Origin of the sequence: Mesotoga sp. UBA5847 (assembly GCF_002432735.1) — a bacterium.
Classification (GTDB): Bacteria; Thermotogota; Thermotogae; order Petrotogales; family Kosmotogaceae; genus Mesotoga.
The window spans coordinates 1-14,885 of sequence record NZ_DJGL01000100.1 but is presented as its reverse complement, the minus strand read 5'-3'; the positions used below and the strand labels follow the sequence as shown (position 1 = coordinate 14,885).

The 14,885-nt window shown below is 46.5% G+C and carries 10 protein-coding genes and 1 pseudogene; 3 read left to right on the top strand and 8 right to left on the bottom strand.

Annotation, left to right across the window (positions count from 1 at the left end):
- Window positions 1-244: 244 nt before the first annotated feature.
- Window positions 245-1,519 (bottom strand): hypothetical protein, encoded by a 1,275-nt coding sequence (locus B3K91_RS12420; protein ID WP_292590431.1) that lies wholly within the window; start codon window positions 1,517-1,519, stop codon window positions 245-247.
- 943 nt (window positions 1,520-2,462) lie between these two features.
- Between B3K91_RS12420 and B3K91_RS12415 the strand changes: the two genes are divergently transcribed.
- Window positions 2,463-3,689: a phosphatidylserine decarboxylase family protein gene (locus tag B3K91_RS12415; RefSeq protein WP_292590429.1), complete on the top strand. Its 1,227-nt coding sequence runs from the start codon at window positions 2,463-2,465 to the stop codon at window positions 3,687-3,689.
- Window positions 3,690-4,205: 516 nt separating this feature from the next.
- On the opposite strand, the gene B3K91_RS12410 is transcribed toward B3K91_RS12415, so the two are convergent.
- From B3K91_RS12410 to B3K91_RS12400, 3 genes are all read right to left on the bottom strand, one after another.
- Window positions 4,206-4,556, bottom strand: a complete 351-nt coding sequence (locus B3K91_RS12410; protein WP_292590428.1) for a hypothetical protein — start codon at window positions 4,554-4,556, stop codon at window positions 4,206-4,208.
- Between the two features lie 60 nt (window positions 4,557-4,616).
- Window positions 4,617-4,805, bottom strand: coding sequence for a hypothetical protein (locus tag B3K91_RS12405; protein WP_292590426.1), 189 nt, complete (start codon window positions 4,803-4,805; stop codon window positions 4,617-4,619).
- Window positions 4,806-5,363: 558 nt separating this feature from the next.
- Window positions 5,364-6,653 carry a metallophosphoesterase gene (locus B3K91_RS12400; RefSeq protein WP_292590424.1) on the bottom strand — a complete coding sequence of 430 codons (1,290 nt, stop codon included), beginning with the start codon at window positions 6,651-6,653 and terminating at the stop codon, window positions 5,364-5,366.
- A gap of 898 nt (window positions 6,654-7,551) precedes the next feature.
- Between B3K91_RS12400 and B3K91_RS12395 the strand changes: the two genes are divergently transcribed.
- Window positions 7,552-8,391 carry a formylglycine-generating enzyme family protein gene (locus B3K91_RS12395; RefSeq protein ID WP_292591737.1) on the top strand — a complete coding sequence of 280 codons (840 nt, stop codon included), beginning with the start codon at window positions 7,552-7,554 and terminating at the stop codon, window positions 8,389-8,391.
- Window positions 8,392-8,796: 405 nt separating this feature from the next.
- Here B3K91_RS12395 and B3K91_RS12390 read toward each other — a convergent pair whose 3' ends face one another.
- From B3K91_RS12390 to B3K91_RS13635, 4 genes and pseudogenes are all read right to left on the bottom strand, one after another.
- A complete protein-coding gene (locus B3K91_RS12390; protein ID WP_292590420.1) occupies window positions 8,797-9,984 on the bottom strand; it encodes an MFS transporter in 1,188 nt (395 codons plus the stop codon).
- A gap of 1,002 nt (window positions 9,985-10,986) precedes the next feature.
- The gene (locus tag B3K91_RS12385; RefSeq protein WP_292590418.1) at window positions 10,987-11,514 is read right to left on the bottom strand and encodes a putative immunity protein; all 528 of its coding nucleotides are present in this window, start codon (window positions 11,512-11,514) and stop codon (window positions 10,987-10,989) included.
- Window positions 11,515-11,526: 12 nt separating this feature from the next.
- On the bottom strand, window positions 11,527-11,937 hold the full coding sequence (locus tag B3K91_RS12380; protein ID WP_292593268.1) for an iron chaperone: 411 nt from the start codon (window positions 11,935-11,937) through the stop codon (window positions 11,527-11,529).
- 3 nt (window positions 11,938-11,940) lie between these two features.
- Window positions 11,941-12,230: pseudogene (locus B3K91_RS13635) on the bottom strand (DUF1905 domain-containing protein).
- Window positions 12,231-12,765: 535 nt separating this feature from the next.
- Here B3K91_RS13635 and B3K91_RS12375 point away from each other — a divergent pair.
- Window positions 12,766-14,013, top strand: a complete 1,248-nt coding sequence (locus B3K91_RS12375; protein ID WP_292590414.1) for an HD-GYP domain-containing protein — start codon at window positions 12,766-12,768, stop codon at window positions 14,011-14,013.
- The last annotated feature ends 872 nt before the right edge of the window (window positions 14,014-14,885 follow it).

The window sequence follows — 14,885 nt, the reverse complement described above, 5'->3', positions numbered from 1 at the left end:
GCACACTGCAACTTGGAACTGAGAACTTGCAACTGCTCCATTTCGAGGACTGAGGACCGTTGACGGTTGACCTGAGTGGCTTCCTGCGCAGCATCATCACTTCCCGACGAAGTCGGCCTCGCCTCCTGCCGAAGGCAGCCTTGCGTCCCCGGACGCTTTTCCGGGCATTGCGACCTGGCGTGATCCTTGCCAGCCTTGCGTCCGCCGATGTTCTTTCGGCGCTTGCGTCTTATTCCGCTCTTTCTCATTCCCAGGAGCAGTACTTCAGCGGGACAGATTTTCCTATCCTGTTTGATAGATCGAGGTTTTCAGAATAGTATGGAGCCCAGTTTCCAAGCGCTGCCATATGGGCCTTCTTCAGCAGCATGCTAATAACCGGAACATCGTAAATCACTGAGTCGGCTCTTACTAAATTGAATTGTGTAGGATCTTTCAAAATACTGACGGCCCCATCAACGATTGAACTTGTCCATTCGCTTCCCACATCTGATGGATTGAAATCATTCATTAGCTCGTAAGGGGAGACCAGCGAGTATCGTTGATCCATATCTCGGGTAGCGCCTTCTTGCTCTCTACATGCGGTAAGTACTGTTCTGATGTTTTCCAGAGTGTTCAGATCGTCTATGAAGCTTCCGGAATGACAGGAACCCAGAAGGAAATTAAACTGAGTAAGCGGATAACTGGAGAAGACTGTTCTGAACTGCCAGGCGTAATGCCAAACACCTCCAAGTCTTATAGCGTCGGTGTCTCCGTGGGCGATGATATAGACAGTTACTATCTCTTTCTTTGCGGCGTATGAGTTTATGCTGGTTAGAATATCTGCCGCTCCTTCACCGAATATCCCCTGCACTTCAACTCTGCCTTCAGGCATCGCATCTTTGTATGCAAGAGCCAGGTTTAAGAATACAGTATATGTTGAAATGGAATCGGTGTATAAGGATTCCGATGGCAGCAAACCCTGAACCACAATGATCGCCTCTCGCTCGCCCCAGTCGGGGGTGATTCTGTCGAAGACCAGATTCTGCATTTTGCCGGAAGGCTCCTTCAGAAAAACGTTCCAGTCAACCAGCCTTTCCTTTGGCGGAATCGGTAGCTTAAGCTCTTCGGGCACAACTTCGTCCACCCTGGGCAGCCATTTTCCTGAGATGACCCTGTATTGCCCGCTGACGCCAACTACAATCGCTTTGACTGGATGGGCGAAGAACGAGCCGGGATCTAGATCAAGAAGAAAGAGATAAGAAGGCTCATTTACCGTGATTGTATTGTCCGTTGCCGCCACGCCATCTATGTTTCCGTCGACAATAGAGCCCGGGTTCTCAAGATCGATTTTCGATCCAGATGTCAGCTCTTTGGAGTAGAAAGAACAGATGTACTCTGAGCCTTGCGGAATTTCATCCGGAAGAATGCCTTTGACGATTTCTATCGCCGCTTGCAGATCCTTAGGAAGTTTCGGAAGACAACCGGGTAGAACCAGGAGTAGCAATGCGACAGCAAAAGCCGCTATTAGAGTCTTGCGCACAAAACACCTCCATTGAGCCCCTGCTAGGCAGAAGACTTCAAGTAAGTTGGTAAATCCTATCAATGGTAGGAGCAAAACGTTCCGGTATCAAACGAATGTATCATATCCGATAGGGAAATGAACTCATTTGAGGGAGTGGAGACATATTTCTCATACGCCTTTAAGAACGCATATGTTCTTCGCGTATCTCATCCTTGGTAGATCATTTCGGTAGATGACTAGTTTTCCGTGAAAAACCTACAGAGAACAACCCATGATTTGCTAGAGTCAGAGCACGTGTCAAGTCCGTGATGATAGTGATAAGCGATTCCGAAAATACTGTATCTCGTCGTCTGAACTTGAGGGATGTTCTTGGTGTGTTCACCCCGTCGACGATAGAGCCGTCTCCACCCCTCTCGAGAGGGGATTTAGGAGGCAGGGTCAGACTCAGCGATAAGATCGTTGTCGAGAGCTTCGCTTAGAGAGAACGAGAGTTTGCTTCGTTGACCGTTATCGAGAACGAAGAACGGATCCTCACTCTGGAAGAATAGTTTTTTCTCTCACACTGCCCAACGACGGACCGTTAACGGACAGGGCTGTCTTCAGCAGGGATCAGCGACCAGCGTTGCACTCATGAGACTCGATCTTTCTGAAGGGATAGAGTTCTATAATGGATTGAATCCTCGCAAGACAAGGGTTAGGAATAGAACTCAGAGTGCGGAAATCTTTAGGAGGGAAGTGTCCCATTAGAGCTATTGCTTTCGTTTTTCGGGTTCAGCTTTTTTCTCACACTTGTTTTTAGTGTAGAGGAGATTCAGCGCCAGCTTTCATGAAGCGGCCGGGCGAAAGGCAGTTCCAGATAGGAAGTGCTGCATACTGGAGAAAGTGAGTCTCAAATATGTCAGTTGCATTTGACAGCGGATTCGGAAGCATCGGTATAGGTTCAAGAGGGAGGAGTATCTAAATGATTGGAAATCTGAAACGGCGGGTAACGTTTGTCTGCGTGGTTCTGATTCTGGCATCTCTGGCTTTTTCTGTAACGAATCTTCATCCGGTGATCCAGGAGTTTCAGGAGATCATCGAAGAGGACCCGGTTCTTTTCATGCTCTTCAACGAGATGTTCGAACAGATTCCTTCGACACCGGAATTTGAGTTGGACCCGACAGGAAATCCCCAGATAGAAGACTACAGGCAAATGTTGAATGTGATGAACGAAATTCTGACTCAAGCCCCGGAGTTCAACAAGAGCGAACTGGTTGGGTTTCCCATCAACGCGGTGATCAACTGGGCAATGGGAACCCCTGCGGGGACTACCGCCTTCTTGAATGAGAAAGTGAACAGACAGCTGAAGAAGATCCTCAGTCAGTGGGCAGTTTTTCTTGGCTCTCCCGATTCTAGATACGTGCTCAGCGAGGATCCCGAGAAGGGTTGGTTTGGACGAGACGCGATGGCGGCCATGCCCGACTTTGCAGAAGATTTCCAGTGTGACCCGGACCTTCCCTATTATGGCTTCACCTCCTGGGACGACTTCTTCACCAGACAGTATCGTGAAGGCAGGCGCCCTGTGGATTGCCCAGACGATGACTCGGTGATTGTCAACGCCTGTGAATCTGCTCCATACAAGATTGCGACTGACGTCCAACTAAAGGACAGCTTCTGGATAAAGGAACAGCAGTATTCTCTCTCGCACATGCTTGCAGGTGATCCGATGACAGAGCTCTTCGAGGGCGGGACGATTTACCAGGCCTTTTTGAGCGCTCTGAGCTATCATAGATGGCACAGCCCGGTGAGCGGACGGATCGTGAAGACTCGCCTGATTGACGGTTCCTACTACGCCTCGGCATTGTCCGCGGGTTTCGACTCTGCAAGTCCGAACGAATCACAGGGGTATATCGCGCAAGTGGCTTCCAGGGCTCTGATCTTCATAGAGGCAGACAGTCCAGATGTCGGGTTGATGTGCATCGTATTTGTCGGTATGGCGGAAGTATCTTCAAATGAGATAACTGCTTATGAAGGCCAGCATGTGGAAAAGGGCGATCAGCTGGGCATGTTCCACTTTGGAGGATCGACTCACGTGCTAATCTTCAGGCCGGGGGTCAATCTAGAGTTCGATTTGCGCGGCCAAATACCGGGTCCGAACTCAGTGAATATTCCTGTTCGCTCGAAAATCGCGATTGTTTATGGAGAATGAGCATTTGACTAAAAGAACTGCATAGATAATACTGGTACAAGAAGAGGAATCTCGGTTTCTTCGTTTTGGCGATTAGAGATAAAGTGATACCACTATTATGGTATGCAGAGTGAGTTTCATCATGTTTCGTATCGGGTGCATGTGGTAGATTTACGGTGATAGTGCCACTCGCAATCAATACGCAGCGAGTTGCTCGCAGCTTTTCGTTCTCACCACTGAAGCTAGACTCTCTAATGTGCATTTCAGTAGTCTCATTGAGTTGAGTTATTGTATGCTTCCCGGCACACCGCCAGCGCAAAGAGAAGGACAGACTCTTCGACAGATTCTTATTTAAACGACGCTTCATGCATTCTATCCCGTGACTCATAAACAAGTGCTGGCATATAGAAATCGGGGAAATCCGATCACTTGTCTTGTCTGGTCTTTCGTAGCCAGAATAGTTTTGAATGAGATTTCTGAAGACCAATACGCGTATATAAATTTGAGACAACGCCACAGAATTGATTCCTCGAAGCATCATTCGATCATGTCATGTACCTTATCTGATAATGCTTTTAGCTGATCGTTGTTCACTTCTGGAGAGAGTAGCACAAATTGCCTGCTGAATTCCTCCAATACCGTTCTAGATATCGAGAACATATTTTGGAATTCTGGATTTGCAGGTTTGAAGGCAAGAGCCTTGAAGTCTGCCCTTCCTCCCAGTAATACTCCGATAGCCAGCACGGAATTTATCTGTACTTCTGCTGGCTGATCTTTCAGACCGGCGATGAGCATCGTTCCGGCTATCTTTCCAAGAAGAGCCAGTTCTCTCGGAATGAATTCACGGAAGCGCTCATTGTTCTTCCAGAGTGACGCGTGGGTAATCAAGGAATCCTGCAAATTACCAAGTATGATACCTAATATCTCAAAACTTTCAGCTCGGACGTCTTACGACTGATTTTTTGAGTATGTTTGAAGCGATCCAACCAAGGTATTCAGCGTAGCAAACCCTTGACTTACGCCAGTCGTATTGCCCTGCTCCATCTCTTCCAATGTTTGAGGCAGCTGAGCCCACAAAATCTGCGTGAATGCTACTACCAGTACTATCACCAGAAGAAAGCGTGCCTTTCTACTCATTGACTAACACCTCCAATTCACTTTGTGATTTCTACGATTGTGTGTGAACAGAGAGAATTACTACATATGAGCAATAAGTTGGACAAAGGCTGGATTTGATTAATAAAGGTGAACACGAATTGAACTATAGCCTTGAATCAAGTAAGAATAACAAACTACCTATAAGATCTGGACTGTGATCCACACCGTTTCTTGGTACAACCAAACATTCCTTCTTCCCGAGGAACCCTAACACGTTATTTGGTGTGCTCTATATGTATGCTCTTGTCAACAACCAAGAACAGTTCTCATTAGGATAAGAGAGGACAGTGAGAAGTCATCAAGATATATCAGGGGACTCGCAAAAAAAGATTTGGAGGAATGACCGATCCTACTGAAAAATCACTCCGTGCTCTGATAAGCATTCTTACGATGAATTCATGACTAATCTGAAGAAACAGACCGAGGTTTGTGATTCTAATCTGATCTTGAAGCCTGCCGGGAAGAAAGGAAGTGCAAGAACCGGCTTTCAGCTACTGATACAGTAGCGAGAGCCGGTTTCATATTAAAGCAGAGTCCTTACTTCTCTTCGGTATTGCTTATGGTTCCATCTGCATGATACTCCATCAGGCGAACGTCTGTGAATTGCTCACCGGATTCGATAACCACAAAGCACCTCTCGAGACCGATCAGATTTTCGTCAATCCAGGTACCGCTGTTGGCATATACTTTTTCTTTGTCATACTCGTTTTCGTAGCGATTGACAAGCGGCACGTGCGAATGTCCGAAAACGACTACATCAACGGTCGAATCTAGATCAAAGTACTGCTTCACAGCCTGTTTGTCAAAGAATGTATGATCAATTGCACCAACAGTTGCTTCGGAATAAGAATTCTTAGTGGCTACTTTGTTGATCTGTTGCACTTCGTCCCAACGTCTTTGGGCGTTTGCATATAGCACGGCGCTTATCGAGCCATCATCCTGGACTGTAGGTAACAAATCGCTCAGAGAAAAACTGTTGTCGTATCCATTTACACCGACATAAATCGCTTTTTCATCGAAATCAGCTTTGATGGGAAAGGTTGTCATGGCCCACAGCCATACACTGTAATACGTGTAGGCATCAAGCTGATCCGCATCTTCTTTTGAAGGAGCTTCAATCTTAGGGAAATCCTTCTGCGGTGCTGATTTGCCTTCCACAACAGATGTAGATGCAATACGGGTGAAGAAATAGCCAGGGGGTAAGAATGAAGGATAATCGCCGGTTATTTCTTTGTTGGACAAAGTATCAGGTGCGCAGAAAGAGTCATAACGATGACCGTGCTCAATGACAATCTCGGAACGCATACCCGTACGATAGGTTCCCAGACCATCAACATCACGGGCCTGGACAATTCCGGGAATCAATTTCGCAAGCGTTTCTTCGTCCAAGAGAAGGTCGTGATTACCCGGAACATAGACTACCGTAATACCGCTTTGGATAATCTTCTCAAAAGCTGCAACAATCGAAGCGTTATTTTCCGCAACCCTCTCGAAGAAAGCTCCCAAATCGTAGTGCGGCTCATACGATATCGGCACGAACCACTCGTCCAGCAGATCGCCTGCAATGACAAGCTCGTCGATGTCGCTTATCACTAATCGTTCCAGGAACTCAGCGATCAGGTCTTTGTTCTTCACCGTTTCGGAAAAACTGTCATCCACTCCCAGATGTAAATCACTCATAACAATTATCCTATGGGCTTCACGAGTGGATTCCTTTTCCCATAGAGGCAGCGGTTCGATTTCTCTTGTCAAACTGGCAGAGACCATCATTGATGAAATGACAACCAAGACAAGTGTCAAAATGAGTCCTTTCTTAGATCCTTTCATAGAAATTCCTCCCTGTTTGTTAGGATTAGAGTTCCTGGAGACAAAAGAGAAACCGCTCATGAGCAAAATCAACGCTATTAACCCTTTAGGAGTCTCCAATTTTTGATATAATCGTTCGTATGCAGCTCAATTATCATACTGCAAACAGAGGCCATTTACATCTCAACTCTGAACTAATCTGCAACAAAGACGCTGATTCTCATTGCTGTTCCATTTGGATGGGTTCGACTCCTTTTTCTGATACCATAATAAGGCTAAGAAGACTTCCTTCACACACCTCATCGACGATGAAGGCTTCTATAACCGTATCTAGCTCATCATAAGTTCACCACGATATTTGGAGCTCAATCGTTTTGTTCCGCAGTTCCATAATCAGTCATCAATGTCAAATAGACTTGAGTTTGACAGAAGATGCCTGAATGAATCATGAACGGCGGCATTTAGGAATCAATGTGAGTCTTTCCGCCGCAAATTCTGGCGCTTTCGCGAGCCTCTTTTTCTGATTCAAGAAGAGAACCGAATTTTCTGAGTTGTAGGTAGCGAACTGTAATCAACTAAATAACCGGAGAGAAGCTGTATGGGTGATATGATTGGGCTAGATATGCATGTGTTCGGGGAAGAAATCGCTGAAGGGTTGAAACATTGAAAAGGCGCCCGATGTAAGTTCTGGCTGCATTGTTGGAACTTTTCAGACGGCGGGATATCGGCAGTCCGTTGAGTTCATCGGTATCTCGCTATTGACATCTCTGGACAGTTATTTCAATTGAGTTAGCAACATTTACCCCTCAAGTTGCTAAGAGTCCCTGGTAAAACCAGTCATGCTGTATTGCAAATTGAAACAAAACGAACATTTGTGGCAAACAAAAGTTTTTTTGCTAATATGTCTGGAGGTAGAGAGATGAAGAAATCGATACTGGTAGCGCTTTTCGTTGTATCGCTTCTGGTCTTAACATTTGCGAGCAATGAACGTGCAATGACAATGATAGGGAACCTTGTACTCGTTGAGAAAGGGAGCTTTGCGATCGGTGACACATGGGGTGATGGTGATACAGATGAAAGACCCGCGCACAAAGTGACGTTAACTTACGACTTTCTTATCGGAAAGTATGAGGTCACGTTCGACGAATATGACACCTTCTGCGAAGCCACCGGAAGGAGCAAGCCATCTGACTGCGAATGGGGAAGAGGAGATAGACCGGCTATCAACGTGAGTTGGAACGATGCGATAGCCTATTGCAGCTGGTTAAGTGAGAGGGAAAGACTCCCAATGTCGTACGATAGCGACGGAAATCTTCTTGACAAAGATGGTAGGATTACGGCGGATCCTTCCAAGGTTGTTGGATATAGATTACCGACTGAGGCCGAGTGGGAATACGCGGCCCGAGGTGGAAACAAGAGCGAGGGGTTCAGATATGCTGGAAGCGATGATATAAGCGAAGTGGCCTGGTTCGATCGAAACTCGGAAGGCATGACTCAAGAAGTCGGACTGAAATTAGCTAACGAACTTGGGCTATTCGATATGAGCGGAAGCTTGTGGGAATGGTGCTCCGATTCCTTTGGGGACTACGATGAAGTTGAACAGACGAATCCGTACATCAGTAACGGTTCCGTCCGTGTAATACGAGGTGGCGGCTGGAGTTATGTCGCCAGAGCCCTGCGCGTAACGAGCCGCAATGGAGTGTCCCCAACGGGCACGAGCTTTAGCATCGGTTTTCGCGTCTGCAGGACGGCTTTCTGAGGAGTCAGAAAATTCGGTTTTCTCAAACCTATTTGCGATCTTCCCAGAAGTTCGTCCAATTATTGAAAGGTTCCTTCTACCTAAGATTGGGGAGCCCATAGATCAAGCCTTCTCTTAGGGGTAGGTTCAGAAGCGGCGATGGAAGAAATGTCGACAGAGACATGCCCCACGCAGGAGGGCTTTCAGGTTCGCCTTGAACGGGCAACCGTTTCCCGAAGACCGAGAACCCGTCATAGAGCCCTACTTAGAAAGAACGTTATCGAGAGCTTCGTTTCGAGAAGCCGAGACTGAAGAAGCCAGTCTGCTGCAAAAGGCGACCGAAATAAGAAAGGATCTCACATCGGCAAATCGGCCAACAAGAAAGAGAAACATCGATTATAGTTTTGAACTGTATGCGGATTATGTCTATGCCGCGCTGCTCTTTTTCGGAAAGCCAAGAACTCGGTTCAGAGTCTCGGTCATGGCAAGTATCAAGACTACTAGCAATGCGAGGTAAAGTGGATATAGTCCAATATTCACACTATTTGCGATAAGCCCAAAAAGTGGCGGCATGAAAGTAGTGCCGGTATAAGCACTGGCCATCTGAATCCCGATTATTGCCTGTGAGTTATCCTTTCCGAAGTTCGAAGGAGTAGCATGTATTATTGAAGGATAGACGGGCGCACAACCCAAACCGATCACGATCAAACCAGCCAAGGCAATTGTGTCCGTCTCAAATGGGATACCTACCATAATCACGCCGATCATAGCCACGATAACCCCAAAACGGATCAGTTTCCTGTCTCCAAATTTGTCAGCAACAAAACCGTTCAGAAACCGACCGAACGTAATCCCCAGATAGAAAAGCGATGCAAACATTGCGGCCGTTTCCACATTTACTCCGCGATATTCAACTAGATAACTGCTTGCCCAGAGTCCAGCAGTCGTTTCAAGACCACAGTAACCAAAAAACGCGATCAAAATGAACGGAACTCCTCTGATTCTTACCGCTTGGGTGATGCTCAACGGTTTTGCAGAAACCTTATCACTTCTGTCTCTCTTCATTCTCTTGTTTTTCCACAGCTGAAGGCTCGCGAAGAGAGCGATAGTTAAGAATATCTGAATCGCGGAGACCGTTCTATAGCCACCGCGCCATCCAAATTGTGTTCCAAGAAAGTAGCCCATTATGTAAGGGCTGATTGAAGCCCCTACTCCCCAAAAGCAGTGAAGCCAGCTCATGTGTCTTGAAGCATAATACAACGCGACGTAGTTATTCAAAGCCGCGTCAACTGCACCTGCTCCGAGACCGAATGGAATAGCCCACAGACAAATTATCACGAAGGAATTGGATGCCGAGAAACCAAACAGCGCCGCAGCGGTCATTCCGACGCTGATCGCCGTAACGAGCCCTGTTCCGAGTTTTCTTGTCAGGCGTTCTGACATAAGGCTTGAGAAGATCGTTCCCCCTGCAATGATCATCGATACGATGCCCGCAAAAGACAAGGGGACTCCGAAGGTATCCCTAATTACGGGCCATGCGGAGCCTAGCAATGAATCCGGCAGGCCTAGGCTGATAAAGGCTATATAGATTATTACTAGAAGCAAAGAAAACATACGAACCCTCCGACTCTTCCGTGTAACTATCACACAGTGCTGTGCAGCAATAATGAACCTCTTGGCCGGCACGAAGAAAATGGTGCAGACTTCAATCAAAGAATCTCTATCATAGTCTGAAGCACGGAACTCCTTACTGGAAGTGCTTGTAGCCGCAATTGTTCTCCCCTAACTTCGAACGATTATATCCTATTTGTCGCAAGCACGTGCTTGACACTCGAAAGGGAAATTCTCATTGATCTTCACTTACAGTCTCCAATCTATCGGATCAAGTTGAGGGTATCTCTAAATAGAATCAAATAGTCAAGTCCTTAGTCCTTTTGACTGGGCGAACCGCTTGAGGTAAGATTTGGGCTCTTTGAATCACGTTCTAGACCGCGTCCTGTTGCAAGTCGAACGATGTATTCACTTTTAGAGTTATTTAGTCTTTGCTCCGTATGCTCTTACTAAGAATCAACAACTGATCTCTTGGGAATGTTTAGGTCAGCGGCTTTTCCAGCCTTCTAAGACTAACACTCTCCGCCCAAGGGAGAACTTAAGATCAGGATCATCAAGAGCCACGCACAGTAAATATTGTCAAGGGAGAAGGTGTTCATATGATTTCTCAGTAACTCCCTGACTTATGGGTAGTGATGAGCTCCCTCGAGGGAGGACTTAAGAATAAGAGCGAAAACCCGTCTGCAGGACAGATTCGCCACGGCTTCATTGCTCCGCTCGTTTCACAGATGCTCTTGTCGGGCAATGAAAGATGACAGTCGACGGTCAACGATTATCAACTCTCTTCTTCTCGAAGCGAAGCTCTCGACAATGATCTTTCTAGGTTTGAGCGAGTAAGGGATGAAGTGTAAACAGCAGAGTACTTTCCTGTCTAATACTCGCAACTCGTATCTTGGCATTTTCAGCAGATCTTCAGCGAACGTTCTCCGACGCATCATTCTTATCCTAACACTTCGTTAGTCGTGCGAATCCAAGCTAATTTGGCCGCCTAGATTCCCAAGGCGATCAGCTCTTCCAGTCGATGTTCACAGGGTAAGGTTCATCTTCTACCGAAATGGAACGCAGCGAATCGAGCATGCTCCCGCACTCTTCGGCGGCGCATAGTTCAAGCTGTTCCCATTGTGCTTCTGTTCCAAGAGCGTCATAAGCAACCGCTAAGGCTCCGTAAAGTGCGAGTCCTATGCAGTGTCTTGCAGAGTGAATAGTTGACGCGCTTTGGGCAATCGCTCTCGCTGCGGCCTGCGCAACGGGATTGTTTTCTGCTTCTCTAGCCGCGGCATGGCACTCCAGAATTGCTTTCTTGGCTTGAGGCAGTTTAATGGTTCCGGCTTGCCAGTCTCTCGCAGCAGTCAATGCATTGCGCGGGCGGAGGTCAATCGGATAGTGTTTACACCAGAGCGGCAACATAACTTCTTCGGAGTACTCAACCGCCCAGTATGTGAGCGTCTCCTTACTCTGAGTTTCGATCTGTCTCATGAGTGACTGAATATACGGAGCATCCCAGTCATTGAGCATCTTTCTGACTTTTGGCATACTAATCCTCCGCTAGTGATGACTCCCTGTTTCATTGCACCATTTTGCGATCTCTACTATCAGCTCAAGAGGAATGGTTTTGTCATAGGGGAACTGTACAGCACCTTTGCTTGTTCTGTAATGACTTAGTTTATCTGCAAAGTGGGCAATTGCCTCTTCTCCTTGATAAACCCCCATGTGGTTCTTAAAAGCAGCGAAGTGGATTATGTTCCTCTTCTTCCAGAAGGAGGGCATCCTCCAAGATATTCTCTCTTCCGAACCCGGAAGCGCCTCTCTGAGGGCATCCCTAACGCTCATCAGTAGCGATTGAACACCTTCGGGCTGCATGGTGATATACTCGTCAATCGTCTCTGGCGGTTCAATGCACGCATGTTTCTGATTGTGACGTTCGAACTCACGTCCGCACTCAGGGCACTTCCACATGCTTCATTCGCCTCTTTCCATAACGGTGACTTTCACGGTGTCACCCGGTTGCTTCTCGATAGTTTTCCTGATGGCCTTTCGAAGACCAATGATATAAGACACCGACCCGTCGTCCTTCTTTATTCCCATGTTGACAACGCTACCATCGTAAGGCTCGCGGTCAAATGTTGCGTGGACTCTCAGTCTGCCCTTTCCGAACTCCGACTTGAGGTCATACGGAAATTCAACATACGCCCCATCTATGTCCGGAACTTTCTTATGACTGCCTCAAATACGTAGGTCTTTGATTTCACGAAGTCCTCCTTGTACACTATCCACTTCCCTCAATAAAACTCTTGCAGGCAAGGAAGTAATTATAGTGAGATTTCAGAATAGGAGATCACATTTGTTATTGCGTTTCTCAAAGTACTCCTGACTGTCGCCCCACGAATAACCGGGCTAGAGTGGGCAAGCACGGGTCAAGATGAAGCGACCCGTTACTTCTATGATATCCATTTTACTCCTGAAAGTGTGGAGATCTCAGTTAAGCGTTCAGATGGAAATCTCTAAAAGCAGCTCCCCCTCTTTGCAAGTCCAATTGCTAATTCTCGGTGGGTATTCTGAATCCAAAACATTGTCCAAGGTCCTTACGGCTGATCTCACATCTGAAGAAAGTATTCGATGATTGGAATGATGCTTGGGTAGTGTCTGGCTTAGGATTGCATGTAACTTGGAGTGATCGAAGAGGCAAAAAAGGGAATCGCAGGACACTTCATATAATAATTATATCAAAAGATTAAGTGATATGATAATGTCAAATGATTTTCCATGCAGAATGGGAGGTGTTACATGAGAGGATTCGATGAACTCAGGTATATCCGACCGACTCTAGTGATATTCATCTTTCTCGTTACCGTCTTTCTTATGCTTATGCCGTACTATGTCTTTCAAAATGAAGCAATAAACTATACTCAGAAAATCTATTCGGGAATCTTTGAGACATCTGTCGAAAATCTGGGATCTGCTTTGTCTCTGGGATATTTCCAGTGGACCGCTATGTACAACGCCGTTTTGTCGAAAGACGACGTATTCATCGAAGAGATGCTCCAGGAGATCCAGAATAAGTTTCCAGCAGTGAAGACGGCCAGGCTCATAAGCAGACCGTCAGAGATACCGGTTAAAGATGTGTACAGAGTATCTGCCATAGAGCAGGAGCTTTATCTCTACTTCAACGTCTACGACAGCCATATGGAGAATGAGATATCCGATGCAGTCGTGATTGCCAGCATAGACAAGAATTTCTTGCTTTCCGAGATGAATCTCGATGACAGAATCACCTTCTCACCAGGCGGATCGAAGAGTTTCGCCTACGGTCTGAGAACCGAAATAAAAGGATATGATCTTACCAGGTGGATGATTCTACATTCCGTGGCGGCCGGGATAATTGGCGTCTTGTTCATTATGGAAGTGCTGGCGCTCGGTCTTTCCAGATACTACGAGATGAGTGGTCTTCAGGAAATCATGTATTTGTGGGAAATGGAAGATTCCCACACCGCCTTTCACTCCAGAAATGTGGCGAAAATCGCTGAGTGTTTGGGTAAGAGTCTTGGATTGAAAAGGAAGAAAATCATGGAGCTTGTGAACGGTGCAAAGCTTCATGATATTGGTAAGATGGGCATTTCACTAAACATACTGAGAAAGCACGGACCACTTGACGAAATTGAAAAGGAGGTAATACGCAATCATCCCCAGCACGGTAAGGAAGTTCTCCAACATTTCGAATACCTGGAGAGATTCGTTCCTTACGCCTATCTACACCACGAAAGAGAAGACGGTTCCGGTTATCCCCGGGGTTTAAAGGGAGATGAGATACCGCTCGAAGCAAAGATTCTGGCTGTAGCAGATGTGTTTGAGGCTCTCACGGCGGATAGGCCCTACAGGACCGCCTATTCTTTTGCTCAAGCTGTGGACATGATGACAGAAATGCCTCTAGATCAGGATATAGTATCCAAACTGAAAAGTATCCTTCCGGAACTTGAGAACGAGCTTTGCGGGAGGAATCCGCGTAAGTGCGGGATCATCGGAAGTCAAACTTGACTTGCAGGACAACTTCGCCAAATGTTATGTGACGAAAACAATCAAGATACTCTTTTGCTTGTGACCGAAGCCTCGTGGCGGGAATTGGTGTCGTTCTGCGGGCTTTCTATCTCAAGATGCCATAAATCGCGACTTACTAAAGATTGACTCAACACAAAAGAGAAGCATAAAATAAGAGACGTGGTGATGAAAATCACAGTTTCCAGAGTTTTCCCGATTTTGGTCGTAGAGCTTGTTATCACGGTAATAGCGATATTCGTTCGTGGATTTACAATAGTCATGCACAATACCTAGAAACCGGCCATTCTTCAAAGGTGCATTTCTTTCGTTGTGACGGACAATGAAAGCTTTTTCGGCAATGTATTTTCCCATCTCTATCGCTTCTTTATTCGAAGACAGTTGACTGAGGAGTATGGTCGCAATTTCTTGGTGAAGAACATGAAGTCAAGCCTTTCTGTAAATACAATCCTCGCAGAAACAAAACTCCCGGAGCAACCGCCTTCCCTCTTACTCAAATCGTCCTTAGGACGAGAAATAGAATACAAAGGCTTTTATCGGCGTTTTTTCAGTAGCAGTAGTGAACTCAGGTCTATATCTTGCGAAGACACGTCTCTTCATTGCGGGAGATCTGGAGCGGGCCAGTTCTCATTCAAATTAGCACCGCATCATGAGAGCAGAAGCAGGACCTTTACTGAACACTGCTGATGACTGTCACTGGCAGTTCTAAAAGCCTTAGGGCTAATGAAGCAGTGCTTTTAGATCGCCGAAAAACTGACGTAAAAACAAACAAGCCTCCCAATGGGAGGCTAGGTTTTCTTTGATCAAAGCGCTCATACACGCGGATACACCCTAAATGCTTGGTGGCGGCGGTC